At 73.5% G+C, this 14,733-nt stretch carries 13 protein-coding genes; 5 read left to right on the forward strand and 8 right to left on the reverse strand.

Going from position 1 to position 14,733, the window contains the following annotated elements:
• From egtD to egtA, 4 genes are read right to left on the reverse strand one after another with little or no spacing between them, the layout of a single operon-like run.
• Positions 1-972 carry an L-histidine N(alpha)-methyltransferase gene (egtD, locus tag ACFUUZ_RS18775; RefSeq protein WP_378697779.1) on the reverse strand — a complete coding sequence of 324 codons (972 nt, stop codon included), beginning with the start codon at positions 970-972 and terminating at the stop codon, positions 1-3.
• Positions 969-1,871 (reverse strand): ergothioneine biosynthesis protein EgtC, encoded by a 903-nt coding sequence (locus tag ACFUUZ_RS18780; protein ID WP_378697809.1) that lies wholly within the window; start codon positions 1,869-1,871, stop codon positions 969-971. The genes egtD and ACFUUZ_RS18780 overlap by 4 nt, the downstream gene beginning before the upstream one ends.
• A 40-nt stretch (positions 1,872-1,911) precedes the next feature.
• Entirely contained in the window at positions 1,912-3,249 is a 1,338-nt protein-coding gene (egtB, locus tag ACFUUZ_RS18785) for an ergothioneine biosynthesis protein EgtB (RefSeq protein WP_378697781.1), read from the reverse strand.
• Positions 3,246-4,538 (reverse strand): ergothioneine biosynthesis glutamate--cysteine ligase EgtA, encoded by a 1,293-nt coding sequence (egtA, locus tag ACFUUZ_RS18790; RefSeq protein WP_378697783.1) that lies wholly within the window; start codon positions 4,536-4,538, stop codon positions 3,246-3,248. The genes egtB and egtA overlap by 4 nt, the downstream gene beginning before the upstream one ends.
• Positions 4,539-4,774: 236 nt before the next feature.
• Between egtA and ACFUUZ_RS18795 the strand changes: the two genes are divergently transcribed.
• The 3 genes from ACFUUZ_RS18795 (at position 4,775) to ACFUUZ_RS18805 (ending at position 8,643) form a co-directional block, all read left to right on the forward strand.
• The gene (locus ACFUUZ_RS18795) at positions 4,775-5,980 is read left to right on the forward strand and encodes an aminotransferase class V-fold PLP-dependent enzyme (RefSeq protein WP_378697785.1); all 1,206 of its coding nucleotides are present in this window, start codon (positions 4,775-4,777) and stop codon (positions 5,978-5,980) included.
• Entirely contained in the window at positions 5,981-6,898 is a 918-nt protein-coding gene (locus ACFUUZ_RS18800; RefSeq protein ID WP_378697787.1) for a ribonuclease Z, read from the forward strand.
• 98 nt (positions 6,899-6,996) lie between these two features.
• A complete protein-coding gene (locus ACFUUZ_RS18805; protein ID WP_378697790.1) occupies positions 6,997-8,643 on the forward strand; it encodes a fatty acyl-AMP ligase in 1,647 nt (548 codons plus the stop codon).
• A 1-nt stretch (position 8,644) separates the two neighbouring features.
• Here the strand turns inward: ACFUUZ_RS18805 and ACFUUZ_RS18810 are convergent, their stop codons facing one another.
• Positions 8,645-9,757: an oxidoreductase gene (locus tag ACFUUZ_RS18810; RefSeq protein ID WP_378697792.1), complete on the reverse strand. Its 1,113-nt coding sequence runs from the start codon at positions 9,755-9,757 to the stop codon at positions 8,645-8,647.
• A gap of 78 nt (positions 9,758-9,835) precedes the next feature.
• Here ACFUUZ_RS18810 and ACFUUZ_RS18815 point away from each other — a divergent pair, with 78 nt between their 5' ends.
• Positions 9,836-10,630, forward strand: a complete 795-nt coding sequence (locus ACFUUZ_RS18815; protein WP_378697794.1) for a MerR family transcriptional regulator — start codon at positions 9,836-9,838, stop codon at positions 10,628-10,630.
• 17 nt (positions 10,631-10,647) lie between these two features.
• Here ACFUUZ_RS18815 and ACFUUZ_RS18820 read toward each other — a convergent pair whose 3' ends face one another.
• Genes ACFUUZ_RS18820 through ACFUUZ_RS18830 form a run of 3 tightly spaced genes read right to left on the reverse strand, consistent with a single transcriptional unit; the run spans position 10,648 to position 12,723 of the window.
• Complete coding sequence (locus tag ACFUUZ_RS18820) at positions 10,648-11,490, reverse strand: SDR family NAD(P)-dependent oxidoreductase (protein ID WP_378697796.1); 843 nt, start codon at positions 11,488-11,490, stop codon at positions 10,648-10,650.
• Positions 11,491-11,496: 6 nt separating this feature from the next.
• Positions 11,497-12,078, reverse strand: coding sequence for an aminoacyl-tRNA hydrolase (gene pth, locus ACFUUZ_RS18825; protein WP_378697798.1), 582 nt, complete (start codon positions 12,076-12,078; stop codon positions 11,497-11,499).
• Between the two features lie 9 nt (positions 12,079-12,087).
• A complete protein-coding gene (locus ACFUUZ_RS18830; protein ID WP_378697800.1) occupies positions 12,088-12,723 on the reverse strand; it encodes a 50S ribosomal protein L25/general stress protein Ctc in 636 nt (211 codons plus the stop codon).
• Positions 12,724-12,993: 270 nt separating this feature from the next.
• On the opposite strand from ACFUUZ_RS18830, the gene ACFUUZ_RS18835 reads away from it, so the two are divergent.
• A complete protein-coding gene (locus tag ACFUUZ_RS18835; protein WP_378697802.1) occupies positions 12,994-14,637 on the forward strand; it encodes a peptide chain release factor 3 in 1,644 nt (547 codons plus the stop codon).
• Positions 14,638-14,733: the final 96 nt, after the last annotated feature.

Consider the following 14,733-nt stretch of genomic DNA (forward strand, 5'->3'; position numbering starts at 1 on the left):
CTACGCCCGACCCGCGAGCATCAGCACAAAGCGGTGGTCCGGGTCGGTCCAGGTGTGTTCGGTGCGGAACCCGGCGGCGGTGAGTTCGGCGCGCAGGCCGTCGACGCGGAATTTGGCGGAGATCTCGGTGCGCAGCTGCTCCCCGCGGGCGAAGTGCACCTCGAGGTCGAGTTCGCGGACCCGGACGGCCATCTCCTCGGTGGCGGCGAGCCGCATCTCGATCCACTCGTGCTCGGCGTCCCAGAGCGCGACGTGCGCGAACTTCTCCGGCTCGAAGTCGGCGGCGAGCCGGTTGTTCAGCACGTGCAGGACATTGCGGTTGAACTCGGCGGTCACGCCCGCGGCGTCGTCGTAGGCGGGGACCAGGATCGCCGGGTCGATGACGAGCCCGGCGCCGAGCAGCAGCCGCTCCCCCGGCTCCAGCACGTCGTGCACGCTCGCCAGGAACTCGGCGCGCTCGGCGGGCACCAGGTTGCCGATGGTGCCGCCGAGGAAGACCACCATGCGCCTGCCGCCGCCGGGCAGGTTGTGCAGCGTGTCGGTGAAGTCGCTGACCACGCCGTGCACTGCGAGGTCGGGGAACTCGCCGGCGATCTCGCGGGTGGACTCGCGCAGCGCCGCCGCGGAGACGTCCTGTGGCACATAGGTTTTGAGTGGCCCGGCGGCGCGGGCGGCGGTGAGCAGCAGCCGGGTCTTCGCGGCCGAGCCCGCGCCGAGCTCGACCAGCACCTCGGCCTGCGCGGCGGCGGCGATCTCGTCGACCACGCGCTCCAGCAGGGCGCGCTCGGTGCGGGTCGGGTAGTACTCGGGCAGCTCGGTGATCCGCTCGAACAGCTCGCTGCCGCGGGCGTCGTAGAACCACTTGGGCGGGAGCGACTTCGGGGTGGCGGTCAGGCCGGTGGTCGCGTCGGTGCGGAGCGCGGCGGTGAGGTCGGCGTCGGACAGGTGGATCTCCAGCGTGGGTGCGGTCATCGCGGGGCGCCTTCCTGGTGCTCGAAGAGGGGCTGGACGGTGAGGTCGCCGGGGGCGGCGGTCACCAGCATGTGGTCGGCGACGGACTGCCAGCCGGGGTCGTCGTCGTAGGGCTCCGAGGCGAGCACCGCGGAATCGGCGGTGACCAGTGCGGAGATCCCGTGGTGCACGGTGGTGGCCCAGAGCCGCTCGCCATTGCCGAGCAGCAGGGTGAGCCGGGATGGCGGCGCGTGGCTGAGCACCGCGGCCGAGAGGTGGCGCAGGGCCGTGGCCGGGCCGTCGGGGTCGCCGGGGTCGAGCGCACCGAGCAGGCCGCGGAGCAGGACCCAGAGCGCGGCGGAGTCGGTGGCGGCCTCGGCGGCGAGCAGGTCGACGGTCTGGAAGCGGCGGGTCGCGCCCGCGGTGGTGGCGGCGATGTCCAGGTCGGCGAGGACGGCCGAGAGCGCGAGGCGCCACTCCGGGATGACGCCGTTGTGGCTGAAGGCCCAGCGGCCGTCGGTGAACGGCGCGCACGCGGTGCGCTCGATCGGGGTGCCGACCGTCGCCGAGCGCACCGCGGCGATGACCGCGGTGGAGCGGAGCTGCGGGAGCACCTCGTCCACCGCGGGGTCGGTCCAGATCGGCGCGGGGTTGCGATACCGCGTGACGACCGGCTCCGGCCAGGGTTCCCGGTCGGCCGGGGTCTCACCGGGCGCGACCGCTCCGGCGGGCCCGGGCTCCGCAACCGGGCCGCCGGAAACCTCCCGCCACCACGCCACCCCGAACCCGTCCGCATTGATCGTCCCGCCGCCGCGCATGTCCCGCGGCGCCCACGCCTGGGTCCGCAGCGAGTGCGGCCCCCGGGTCAGCACACCGCCGACGGGCACGGCGGGGCCCACGTAACCCAGGTGGCGGCACATCAGCGCCGCCCCGGGGAGCACGCGGGCCGCTCCGGCCCGGTCACCGGCCCTCACCGGCGCGCAGGTCGCGCGCCAGCCGGAAGCCGGAGAAGATCTGCCTGCGGATCGGGTGGTCCCAGTTCCGGAAGGTGCCGCGGCAGGCGACCGGGTCGGTGCCGAAGGAGCCACCGCGCAGCATCCGGTAGTCGCCGCCGAAGAACACGTCGGAGTACTCGGCGTACGGGAAGGCACGGAAGCCGGGGTACGGCTCGAACCCGGACGAGGTCCACTCCCAGACGTCGCCGATCAGCTGGTGCACCCCGGCGGGCGAGGCGCCGGCCGGGTAGGCGCCGACCTCGGCGGGCTCCAGGTACCGCTGCCCCAGGTTGGCCAGAGCAGGGCCGGGGTCGGCATCGCCCCACGGGTAGCGGCGGGTGGCGCCGGTCTCCGGGTCGTAGCGCGCGGCCTTCTCCCACTCGGCCTCGGTGGGCAGCCGCCGCCCCGCCCAGGTGGCGTACGCCTCGGCCTCGAACCAGCACACGTGCACGACGGGCTGGTTCGGCCGCAGCGGGGTGCGGGTGCCGAAGACCCGGCGCCACCAGGTACCCGCGGAGTCGCGCTCCCAGAACTGCGGCGCGGCGAGCCCGGCCTCGACCCGGTGCCGCCAGCCCCGCTCGGACCACAGCTCGGGCCGCTCGTAGCCGCCGTCGGCGAGGAAGGCCAGGTACTCGCCGTTGGTCACCGGCGCCGCCGCGATGGCGAAGCCGGGGACGTGCACCGGGTGCGCGGGGCGCTCGTTGTCCAGCGCCCACGGATCCGTCGAGGTGCCCATGGTGAACTCGCCCGCGGGCACCACCACCTCGCCGCGCACCGGAACCCGCGCGGCGGGCGGCGCGGGCGCGGCGAGCACGGCGGGGCCGGTGCGCAGCTGGTGCGTGGCGAGCATGGTCTCGTCGTGCTGCTGCTCGTGCTGGGCGATCATGCCGAAGGCGAAGCCGCCCGCGACCAGCGGATCGCCGTGCAGCGGGACGCCGGAGAGCAGGTCGAGCACCTCGTCGCGCACCGCGCCGACGTAGCCGCGGGCCTGCGCCGGGTCGAGCAGCGGCAGCTCGGGGCGCTCGGCCCGCGCGTGTTTGAACGCGTCGTAGAGCTCGTCGATGTCGCCGCGCACGGCGGCGCGGCCGCCGACGTCGCGCACCAGCCAGAGCTCTTCCTGGTTGCCGATGTGCGCGAGGTCCCACACCAGCGGGCTCATCAGCCGGGAGTGCTGCGCGGCCAGCTCGGCGTCGTCCAGGCAGCCGGTGAGCGCGAGCGTGCGGGCGCGGGCCCTGGTGAGCACCTCGGCGATCTCGCCGCGCAGCCGGTCGGTGGTCGCGTTGTCGGAGAACTGGATGGTCATGGCTGCACCTCCGTGGCGTCGTCGTGCGGGGTCCGGCCTGCCCGACATCGTTCGGCGGCGGACTCCAGTTCGGCCTGCTGCGCCGAGTGCGCCGCGGCCAGCCGCAGCAGCGCCTCGGCGGCCGCCCGTAGCTCCCCGTCGGCGAGGCCCGCGTGCGCGGCCTCCTGCCAGCGGCCGGTGGTCGGCGCGGCCAGCGCGGTCGCCTCCGCCACCACCTCGGGGGCGCTGAGCAGCGCCTCGATGGCGTGCACCGGGGTGCTCCAGGTGTCGCCGGGCTGGGCGTCGAGGTAGCGGACCTCCAGGTAGCCGGAGGCGCGCACCGGCGGGAAGAGCGTGGTCAGGTGGTAGTCGAGGTCGGCGCGGTCGGGGCGGCGGCCGATCTCGTCGTCCAGCGCGCCGGAGAGCCAGTCGGCGAAGGTGGCGCCGGGCGGGGCGGTCCACTGCACCGCACCCGGCTCCTGCGCGCAGGGGCGGACGCAGAGCAGCGGGACGTCCAGCGCCCAGGTGGCGTAGCCGGCGATCGGGTCGGCCCAGTGCTCGGCGGGCGGGCGGGCGCGGCTGTGGTCCAGCCGCAGCCAGGTGCGCATGCGCTGCGAGGCCCACTCGCCGCCGGGCGCGCCGCGCAGCCGGGGCGAGCAGGCGAAGGCGGCGAGCAGCGCGGGACCGGCGGCGTGCAGCAGGTGCCAGCGCGCGGCGACCTCGGCGGCATCGGCCCCCGCGTCCACGCTGACCTGGCCGGCCGCGGTATTGCACATCATGAGCGTGCCGAACGGGCCGATGCCCGCGAAGTGCCGCTCCATGGCGCGGTAGCGAGGGAGTTCGAGAAGTCGCTGTGGCGGACGGGAGGCGTCGGCGGCGAGCGGGACGGTGCGGATGCCGCGGGTGCCGAGCAGGGCGCGGAGCACGGCGGCATCGGCGCGCAGTGCGGCACAGAGCGCCTGCGCATCGGGGTAGGTGGAGCTGGAGAGCTCGATCTGGCCGCCGGGTTCGACGGTGACCCGGCTGCCACCGGGCAGGGCCAGCTCCGGCGAGGCGGGATCGAGCGACCGCGGGGCGTGCGGCCCGAGTGCGCCCGCCAGGTCGTCCAGGGTGGGGCGGGGCGCGTCCGTCGAGTTCGCCGAAGACCCACCCTTGACGGTGAGCCACTCCAGTTCGGCGCCGATCAGCGCGGGTGGACCGAGCTTGAAACAGACCCCGCCGACGTACGCCTCGGCCGCGGCGCGGGAGGAGAGCTCCTCCCGATCGGCCGTCTGGCCTGGCATCTCCGGGTACTCGAGCGTGACCGACATACCAACCTCCACCGGTGGTGCGTTGTTCGTATCCGTGCTTGCGTGCTCGGGAATTCGATCCGGCGGGGCACTGCGATGGGCCGGGGTCGCCCGGTCGGCGGGTGGTCGTCTGAGCTTGGGAAGCGGTTCGAGTGGTCGCGGACGGGGCCGGATCGCGCCGTATCGTCAAGGGTAGCGGCGTCCGCCGACAAGAAAAGGGCCGAATCTCCGTCGCCCGCTACCGATAGGGTCGCGGCATGGACGACGCCAGGCTCCGCGCCGACACCCCGGGCCTCGGCTCCGGGCTCGACCCCTCCGACCCGGCCTCCGGGCACGTTTTCCTGGACAGCGCGGGCTCGTCGCTGCCGCCGGGGGTCGTCACCGAGACGGTGATCGCGCACCTGCGGCGCGAGGCCGAGGTCGGGGGTTACCGGGCGGCGAACGAGCGGATCGACGACCTGGCCGGGGTCAAGCGCTCGCTCGCCGAGCTGCTCGGGACGGTGCCGGAGTCGATCGCGCTCAGCGACTCCGCGACCAGGGCGTGGGCCGATTTCTTCTACTCGGTGCCGCTCGGCCCCGGCGACCGGGTGCTGATCAGCGGGGTCGACTACGCGGCCAATGCCATCGCCACGCTGCAGCGCGCGCAGGCCGTCGGCGCGCACGTCGAGCGAATTCCCAGCGACGGGTCGGGGCTGCTCGACCCGGCGGCGCTGGAGCGGATGCTGGACGAGCGGGTCAAGCTGGTCTCGCTGGTGCATGTCCCCTCCAACGGCGGGGTGGTGAACCCGGTCGCGGAGGCGGCGCGGCTGGCCCGCGCGAGCGGCGCGCTGGTGCTGCTCGACGCCTGCCAGTCCGCCGGGCAGCTCCCGCTCGATGTGACCGAACTCGGCGTGGACGCGCTCTCCGCCACCGGCCGCAAGTGGCTGCGCGGTCCGCGCGGCACCGGTTTCCTGTACATCCGGCCGGGGCTGGCCGAGACCATGGAGCCGCAGCGGCTCGACCTGCACAGCGCGACCTGGACCGGCCCGGAGAGCTACGAGCTCGCCCCGGACGCCAGGCGGTTCGAGTTCTGGGAGCACGACGTGGCGGCCCGGCTCGGGCTCGGCGCCGCGGTGCGCTACCTGCTCGACCTCGGCCCGGAGGCCGTCTACGCCGCCATCGCGGACCGCTCCGCGCACCTGCGCACCGCGCTCGGCGCGCTGCCCGGGGTGACGGTGCGCGACCTCGGCGGCGAGCGGGGGGCGCGCGGCGGCACCGTCTCGTTCACCAAGGACGGCATCGCCCCCGACGCCGTGCGCGACCGGCTGGCCGAGCGGAACATCACCGTGACGGTCAGCCGCGCCGGCTCGACGCTGCTGGACATGACCGAGCGCGGGCTGGACGCGGTGGTGCGCGCCTCGCCGCACTGCTTCGTCTCCTACGCCGAGCTGGACCGGTTCGTCGCCGCCGTGGCCGCGCTGTAGATGTCGGCCCGCGAACTCGTCGTGCTCGGCACCGCGAGCCAGGTGCCGACCCGACAGCGCAACCACAACGGCTACCTGCTGCGCTGGGACGGCGTCGGGGTGCTCTTCGATCCCGGCGACGGCACCCAGCGGCAGCTCACGCACGCCGGGGTCGCGGCGTCGGCGATCACCGGGATCGCGCTCACCCACTTCCACGGCGACCACTGCCTCGGGCTGCCCGGGGTCGTGCAGCGGATCAACCTGGACGCGGTGGCGCACCCGGTGCACGCCTGGTACCCGGCCTCCGGCGCGCACTGGTTCCGCAACCTCTGCGACGCCAGCGCCTTCCGCCGGACCGTCGAGCTCACCGAGCACCCAATCGCCGCGGCGGGCTCGCTGGAGTTCCCCGGCGCGCCGTTCGCGCTGACCGCCGCGGCGCTCTCGCACCCGGTGGAGGCCTTCGGCTACCGGCTCACCGAGCCGGACGGCCGCAGGCTGCTGCCGGAGCGGCTGGCGGCGCTCGGCGTGCGCGGCCCCGCGGTGGGCGAGCTGCAGCGCGCGGGCGTGCTCCGGGTCGGCGCGCGGGAGGTCACGCTCGACGAGGTGAGCGCGGTGCGGCCGGGCCAGAGCTTCGCCTTCGTCATGGACACCCGGCTCTGCCCCGGCGTGTTCGAGCTCGCGGCCGGGGTGGACATGCTGGTCATCGAGGCCACCTTCCTCGCCGCCGACGAACACCTGGCCACCGAGTACGGCCACCTCACCGCGGCCCAGGCGGGCATGGTCGCGGCCGAATCCGGAGTTCGGACGCTGGTTCTCACCCATTTCTCGCAGCGCTACCGCACCCTGGAGGAGCACCGCAGGGAGGCGGAGCGGCACTTCGACGGGGAGGTCGTGGTTGCGCACGACCTGCTGCGGGTACCGCTGCCACCCCGGCGCTGACTCGTCCACTCGCTACCTCCGGGCGAATCACCACCGGGAGTTAACGCCCGCCCGCTCCGGCGGGATAGCAGGGCAGGGCCGAGCCGAGGGAGTGGAACGTGAGCAGGTTCACCGAGGAGATGTACGCGACCGCCGCGGGCAGCCCGCGCGGCCTGGTCACCGGGGAGCCGAACGAGCCGCGCAGACAGACCTGGGGGGAGATCCACGGCCAGGCCAGGCGGATGGCGGGCGGGCTCGCGGCGGCCGGGATCGGGCACGGCGACGCGGTCGGGGTGCTGGCCGGGATGCCGGTCGACATCGCCCCCGCCTGCCAGGCGGTCTGGATGCGCGGCGCCTCCATCACCATGCTGCACCAGCCGACGCCGCGCACCGACCTCGCCGTCTGGGCGCAGGACACCGAGACCGTGCTGCGCATGATCGAGGCCAAGGCAGTCGTGCTCGGCGCGCCCTTCGAGGCGGCCGAGCCGCTGCTGCTGGAGCGCGGCATCGCGGTGGTGCGGATCGACCGGCTGCACGAGGGCCCGGACACCGACCCGCTGCCCACCGGCGAGGACGACATCGCGCTGCAGCAGCTGACCTCCGGCTCGACCGGCTCCCCCAAGGCGGTGCGGATCACGCACGGCAACTTCTTCGTCAATGCCTACGCCATGTTCGACCGGGTGAAGTTCCAGCTCGACCAGGACGTCATGGTGAGCTGGCTGCCGCTCTTCCACGACATGGGGATGGTCGGCTTCCTCAGCGTGCCCATGCAGCTCGGGGCCGAGGTGGTGTGCGTGACGCCGCTCGACTTCCTGGCCAAGCCGCTGCTCTGGGCCGAGCTGATCGGCAAGTACCGCGGCACCGTGACCGCCGCCCCCAACTTCGCCTACTCGCTGCTGGCCCGGCGGCTCTCCCGCGCCGAGGACGGCGCCTACGACCTGAGCAGCGTGCGCTACATGTGGAACGGCGCCGAGCCGGTCGACCCGGACACCATGGAGCAGCTCGCCGCCGCGGGCGAGCGCTTCGGCCTGGACCCGGCCGCGCTCACCCCGGTCTACGGCATGGCCGAGACCACGCTCGCCGTCTCCATCCCCGACCCCGGGCTCGGCCAGGTGGTCGACGTGGTCGACGCGGACCTGCTGGAGGCGATCGGCAAGGCGGTCCCGGTGCGCGACCGGCGCGGCCACCACGGCTCGGTGCGCGCGCTGCCCACCCTCGGCTACCTGGTGGACCAGCTGGAGGGGCGGATCGTGGACGCCGAGCGGCAGCCGCTGCCGACCCGCTCGGTCGGCGTGATCGAGCTGCGCGGCCCCGCGGTCACCTCCGGCTACGTCACGGTCGACGGCTTCCGCCCGGCGCAGGACGCCGACGGCTGGCTGGACACCGGCGACATCGGCTACTTCACCGAGCGCGGGCTGATCGTGGTCTGCGGCCGGATCAAGGACGTCATCATCATGGGCGGCCGCAATATCTACCCCACCGACATCGAACGCGCGGCGGGGCGGGTCACCGGGGTGCGGCCGGGCAATGCCGTCGCGGTCCGGCTGGACGCCGGGCAGAAGCGGGAGAGCTTCGCGGTGGTGGTGGAGAGCAACGACCACGAGGACGCCGAACAGGTGAAGCGGATCGAGCGCGAGGTGGTGCACGCCGTCTTCTCCGAGGTCGGGGTGCGGCCGCGCTCGGTCACGGTGCTCGGGCCCGGCGCGCTGCCCAAGACCTCGTCGGGCAAGCTGCGCCGCGCCGCCACCGCCGCGCACCTGGACTAGGTCAGACGGTCGGAACGGTCCCCCCGTCGATCACGTACTCGGCTCCCACAATGGCCGAGGCGCGGTCCGAGACCAGGAACCCGACCAGGTCCGCGATCTCCCCGGGGTGCGCGAAGCGGCCGAGCGGCACCCCGCCCAGTGAGTCGTGGATGGTCCGCTTCGCCGCTTCCCGGGTGAGCCCGTTGCCCTCGGCGATCCGGTCCACGAATCGTTCGTAGGCTTCGGTCTCGATCCCGCCGGGGCTGATCGCATTGACCCGCACCCCGCGCGGCGCGAGTTCATTGGCGAGTCCCTTGCTGTAGGTGCGCAGCGCGGCCTTCGCTGCCGCGTACGCCAGGGATGCGTCGTACTGGGGCAGTTCCCGCTGGATCGAGGTGAAGTGCAGCACCACGCCCGACCCGGACTCGATCATCGCGGGCAGCAGCGCGCGATCGAGCCGCACCGCTCCCAGGAGGTTGAGGTGCAGCTCGGTGAGCCACTGGTCGTCGGTGATGGCCGCGAAGCCACCGGCGGGCGTCGACGCGCCACCGACCACGTGCACCAGGATGTCGAGCCCGCCTGCCTCGGCGATTCGAGTGGCCACGGCGTCCGTGCCGCCGATCGTCGACAGGTCCGCTTCGATGAATCGGCCGGGGTGCTCGTACCCGTCGGGCATCGTGCGGGCCGCCACGTACACGTCGGCGCCCAGCTCCCGCAGGCGCGCCGCGACGGCCATGCCCGAGCCCTTCGTGCCACCCGTGACCAGCGCCCGGCGACCGTCGAGGCGATCGCGGTCGTGGTTCGCGATGACGAGTTCGGCGACGAGGCCGTCCCGCAGCGCGAATCGGTAGTCGAGCTCGGCGACACCGCCGGGGAAGGTGCCCGCGAGCCGCACGGTCACCACCCAGTGCGCGGCGTCGACGCGGCGCGCGCCGAGCTGCTCGGTCGTGTACTCGAATTCGGACCCGGCGTTCCGCAGGAAGGCGCGGACGTCCTCCCGGCCGCGGAAGGTCTCGCCCTGGTCGACGGCCACCACATCCGCGGTGAGGAACGACGAGGCCGTATCGGCGTCCCTGGCGATGTGGGCGGTGAGGAAGTCGCGCACGGCGGACGGAAGATCGGTGTGCTGTGTCATGCGACCACCGTGCGGCCTCGCGGCGCGGGAGGGTCAAGCCGTGGACCCTCCCCCGGGGGGAGCGTTCAGAATGAGGAGGTGCTGACCATCGGGGAATTCTCGCGGCTGACCCAGCTGAGCGTGCGGACCCTGCGCCGATATCACGAGACGGCCCTGCTCGAACCCGCCGTCGTGGACGAGACCACCGGGTACCGCTACTACGGTGTCGACCAGATCCCGACCGCGCAGGTCATCCACCGGCTCCGCCAGCTCGACGTCCCGCTGAGCGATGTGCAGCGGATCCTGCGGACCCCCGACCCCGATGTCAGGGCGGCCCTGGTCGCCGACCACCTGGAACGCCTCGAGGCCACGCTCGACCGCACCAGGGCCGCGGTCGTGTCATTGCGCAGGCTGCTCCGGCCCGACCCCGCGTCGATCGATGTCGAGCTGCGTGCGGAGCCTGCCAGGACGGTCGCGGGGATCGAGGCCGTGATCGGGCATCGCGAGGTGGCGGCCTGGTACGCGGGCGCGATGGCCGAGTTGCGGGCGGCCGTCGGCGACGCCGTGACCGGACCGCCGGGCGGCAGCTACGACAACGCCCTCTTCCAGCAGGAGCGCGGGCACGCGCTGGTCTACCTGCCGACCGCCGCGCCCCCGCGCACCGGACGCGTGCACCCCGTGGTCCTGCCCGCCGCGGAGCTGGCCGTCACCACCCACGTCGGCGAACACGACGGGGTCGAGGTCACGTACGGCCGACTCGGAACCTGGGTGGTGCAGAACGCGATGTCGGTGGCCGGGCCGGTGCGGGAGATCTATGTCGTCGGTCCCGGGGACACGGGCGATCCCGCCGGGTGGCGCACCGAGATCGGCTGGCCGGTCTTCCGCGTCACCTGACGCGGACGCGCCCGTGATCAGGCGCGGCGGGCGAGCATCCGGTCGACGGTGCGCGGGGAGACCTGATTGATCGCCCTGAGCACGGCGGCGTAGCGCGGGACCATGCGGACCGGGCGGGTGCGCAGGGCGGTGAGGATCCAGTCGGCGGCCTGCTCGGGGGTGAGCCCGGGCAGCCTGCGGTAGCGCTCGGTCGGCGAGCTCATGGCGGTGTGCACCAGCGGGTAGCCGATGGTGGTGAAGGCGATTCCCGCGGTGGCCAGTTCGGCGCCCGCACTGCGGTTGAAGCCCGCCAGCGCGGCCTTGGAGGCGTGGTAGGCGGCGAAGCGCGGGGAGCTGTCCGCGGCGACCGTCCAGGTGCAGACGTCGAGCACGTGCCCGCCGCCGCGGGCCAGCATGCCCGGCAGCACGCCGAGCGTGAGCTGCACCGCGCCGAAGTAGTTGACCGCCATGGTGCGCTGGAAGTCGTGCAGCCGGTCCAGCGACTCGGTGAGCGGGCGGCGGATCGAGCGCGCGGCATTGTTGATCAGCACGTCGACCGGGCCGTCCAGGCTCTCGACCAGCTCGGTGACCTGCGCCTGGTCGGCCATGTCGCAGGCGCGGTACTCGGCCTTGCCGCCGGCAGCGGAGATCTCCGCGCACAGCTGCTCGAGTTCATCGGCGCGCCGGGCGACCAGCAGCAGCTCCGCGCCGCGGGCGGCGGTGCGCAGCGCGGCGGCCCTGCCGATCCCGGAGGAGGCGCCGGTCAGCAGGATTCGGGTGCCGTCGAGGCGGACGGCACCGGCCCGGCGGATGCCGCCGACCGGGCCGAGGACGAAGGGCGCGACCCGGTGGGCGGCGGCGCGCTGTGCGTTCGAGACCATGACCCCTCAGTGCAGCTGGTTCTGCGCGGCTTCCAGGCCGACCCGGAGCAGCAGCTCGACGGCGTCGGCGGCCTGCTCGACGATGACCGGGATCTCCTTGCGCTCCGGCGCCGCGAACGGCTTGAGCACGAAGTCGGCCGGGTCCTGCCTGCCCGGCGGGCGGCCGATGCCGACCCGCACCCGCAGGTACTCCTTGGTGGTGAGCGCGGCGGAGATGCTGCGCAGGCCGTTGTGGCCGCCCTCGCCGCCGCCGCGCTTGACCCGGATGGTGCCGAACGGCAGATCCAGCTCGTCGTGCACGACGACGACCTCGGTCGGCGGCACGGAGAAGAAGCGGGCGAGCGCGGCGACCGGCCGCCCGGAGACGTTCATGAACGAGCGGGGCTTGGCGAGGAGCACCTGCCGCCCGTCCAGCCGGGCCTGCAGCAGATCGGCGCCGGACTTCTTGTGGGCGGTGAACCGGCCGCCGACGCGCTCGGCGAGCACGTCGGCGACCAGGAAGCCCACATTGTGCCGGGTCCGCTCGTACTCGGGCCCGGGGTTGCCGAGGCCGACGACCAGCGCGGGCCCGGCGGCGGGTTCGGACACGGTCCGCTGTTACTCGGCGCTCTCGGCGTCGGCCTCGGCGGCGTCGTCGCCCTCGGCGGCCTCGGAGGTCTCCGTGGTGTCGGCCTCCGGGTCCTCGACCACCGGCGCGGTGATGACGTTGACGATCAGCGTCTCCGGGTCGACGGCCAGCTCGACGCCCTTGGGCAGCGACAGGTCGGCGGCGGTGATCTGGGTGCCCTCCTCGGCGCCCTCGACCGAGACCTCGATGGACTCGGGGATGTTCAGCGCCTCGGCCTCGATCGAGACGGTGGTGGCCTCCTGGGTGACCAGGGTGCCCGCGGCGGCGTCGCCGGTGACGACGATGTTCACGTCGGCGGTGACCTTCTCGCCGCGCTTCACGATCAGCAGGTCGGCGTGCTCGATGTAGCGGCGGATCGGGTGCACCACAACGGACTTGGTCAGCGCGAGCTGCGGGGTGCCGTCGATCACCAGGTTCAGCACGGCGTTGGTGCCGTGCGCACGCAGGATCGCGGCGAACTCCTGGGCGTTCACGGCCAGGTGCTGGGGATCCGACTGGTGGCCGTACAGGACGGCCGGGACATTGCCCGCCCGGCGGGTGCGACGGGCTGCGCCCTTACCGAACTCGGTGCGTACGACGGCCTCGAGGACGTTGACGTCGGACATGACTGAATGACTCCTACGGCTATTCCGGGCTGGACACGGGTCTACGCGCGGGACGTCCTGCGCGATGGTCTGCTCGTCGGGCGAATGGAAACGACCGGACGGCCGGAAGGCCGAGCCGCGTCGATCACGGTGCACGCTGGGCGGTCACCCTCGCCGAGACAACCCGACCACCATACCCCACCTGGCCAGTTCCCTCGGAATCGGGAGGTCACGCGCGAATCGCGTAGGCTGGACAGGTTGCCGACCAGCGTGCGAAAGGGCCGAATCACCGTGACCGCCTCCTCCGACGGCGCCGTCGTCTCCGTCCCGCGCGGGCTGCCCGCGGAGGTCGCCCGCAGGCGCACGTTCGCGGTGATCTCGCACCCGGACGCGGGCAAGTCGACCCTCACCGAGGCGCTGGCGCTGCACGCCAGGGTGATCTCCGAGGCGGGCGCGATCCACGGCAAGGCCGGGCGCAAGTCCACCGTCTCGGACTGGATGGAGATGGAGAAGGCGCGCGGCATCTCGGTCAGCTCCACCGCGCTGCAGTTCAACTACCGCACCGCGGGCTCCGACATCGACAACGTGATCAACCTGGTCGACACCCCCGGCCACTCCGACTTCTCCGAGGACACCTACCGCGTGCTCACCGCGGTGGACGCGGCGGTCATGCTGATCGACGCCGCCAAGGGGCTGGAGCCGCAGACGCTGAAGCTCTTCCAGGTCTGCAGGCACCGCGGCATCCCGGTGATCACCGTGATCAACAAGTGGGACCGCCCCGGCCGGGCCCCGCTGGAGTTGCTGGACGAGATCGACGAGCGGATCGGGCTCACCCCGACCCCGCTCTTCCTCCCGGTCGGCATCGCCGGTGACTTCCGCGGGCTGCTGCGCCGCGGCGCGGAGGGCGCCGCCGAGGAGTACATCCACTTCACCCGCACCGCGGGCGGCGCCACCATCGCGCCGGAGGAGTCGATCGACCCGGCGACCGCGGCCGACCGCGAGGGCGAGGCCTGGAGCACCGCGGCCGAGGAGAGCGAGCTGCTCTCGGCCACCGGGCAGGACCACGACCAGGAGCTCTTCCTGGCCGGGCAGACCTCGCCGGTGATCTACGCCTCCGCCATGCTGAACTTCGGGGTCAGGCAGCTGCTGGAGACGCTGATCGCGCTGGCCCCTCCGCCGCGCGCGCGGGTCGACGTCGCGGGAACGCCACGGGAGACCGGCGACCCGTTCAGCGCCGTCGTCTTCAAGGTGCAGGCCGGGATGGACACCGCGCACCGCGACCGGCTGGCCTTCATGCGCATCGTCTCCGGCGAGTTCGAGCGCGGCATGGTGGTGACGCACGCGCAGACCGGGCGGCCGTTCGCCACCAAGTACGCGCTCACCGTCTTCGGCCGGGAGCGCACCACCGTCGACACCGCCTACCCGGGCGACGTGGTCGGCCTGGTGAACGCCACCGCGCTGGCGCCGGGGCACACGCTCTTCGTGGACCGGAAGGTGGAGTTCCCGCCGATCCCCTCGTTCGCGCCGGAGCACTTCGCGGTGCTGCGCGCGGAGAGCGCGGGCAAGTACAAGCAGTTCCGCAAGGCCATGGACCAGCTGGACTCCGAGGGCGTGGTGCAGGTGCTGCGCAACGACGCCCGCGGCGACGCCGCCCCCGTGCTCGCCGCCGTCGGGCCGATGCAGTTCGAGGTGGTCACCGCGCGGATGCTCGGCGAGTACGGCGTGGAGACCAAGCTCGACTTCCTCGGCTACTCGATCGCGCGGCGCACCGACGCCGCCTCCGCGCCGGAGCTGGACCGGCAGCGCGGGGTCGAGGTCTTCACCCGCAGCGACGGCGCGCTGCTCGCGCTCTTCAGCGACAAGTGGCGGCTGCAGTACATCGAGAAGGAGCACCCCGGGCTCACGCTGGAGCCGCTGGTCGCCGCCGCGGACTAGCTGTGATGTCCAGGGAGGTTGGTCAGTCGGGTGACCGGTGGTCGGCCTCCGATCGCGGAGTGGGCTCGGTGGTGATTGTAGAAGTGGAGCCAGCCC

Source organism: Nocardia sp. NPDC057353, assembly GCF_042667085.1.
In the GTDB taxonomy this organism is placed as follows: domain Bacteria; phylum Actinomycetota; class Actinomycetes; order Mycobacteriales; family Mycobacteriaceae; genus Nocardia.

Bases quoted from the DNA above. Each gene is read 5' to 3' on its own strand.
- egtD (WP_378697779.1), bottom strand. From the start codon at position 972: ATGACCGCACCCACGCTGGAGATCCACCTGTCCGACGCCGACCTCACC.
- ACFUUZ_RS18780 (WP_378697809.1), bottom strand. From the start codon at position 1,871: ATGTGCCGCCACCTGGGTTACGTGGGCCCCGCCGTGCCCGTCGGCGGT.
- egtB (WP_378697781.1), bottom strand. From the start codon at position 3,249: ATGACCATCCAGTTCTCCGACAACGCGACCACCGACCGGCTGCGCGGC.
- egtA (WP_378697783.1), bottom strand. From the start codon at position 4,538: ATGTCGGTCACGCTCGAGTACCCGGAGATGCCAGGCCAGACGGCCGAT.
- ACFUUZ_RS18795 (WP_378697785.1), top strand. From the start codon at position 4,775: ATGGACGACGCCAGGCTCCGCGCCGACACCCCGGGCCTCGGCTCCGGG.
- ACFUUZ_RS18800 (WP_378697787.1), top strand. From the start codon at position 5,981: ATGTCGGCCCGCGAACTCGTCGTGCTCGGCACCGCGAGCCAGGTGCCG.
- ACFUUZ_RS18810 (WP_378697792.1), bottom strand. From the start codon at position 9,757: ATGACACAGCACACCGATCTTCCGTCCGCCGTGCGCGACTTCCTCACC.
- ACFUUZ_RS18820 (WP_378697796.1), bottom strand. From the start codon at position 11,490: ATGGTCTCGAACGCACAGCGCGCCGCCGCCCACCGGGTCGCGCCCTTC.
- ACFUUZ_RS18830 (WP_378697800.1), bottom strand. From the start codon at position 12,723: ATGTCCGACGTCAACGTCCTCGAGGCCGTCGTACGCACCGAGTTCGGT.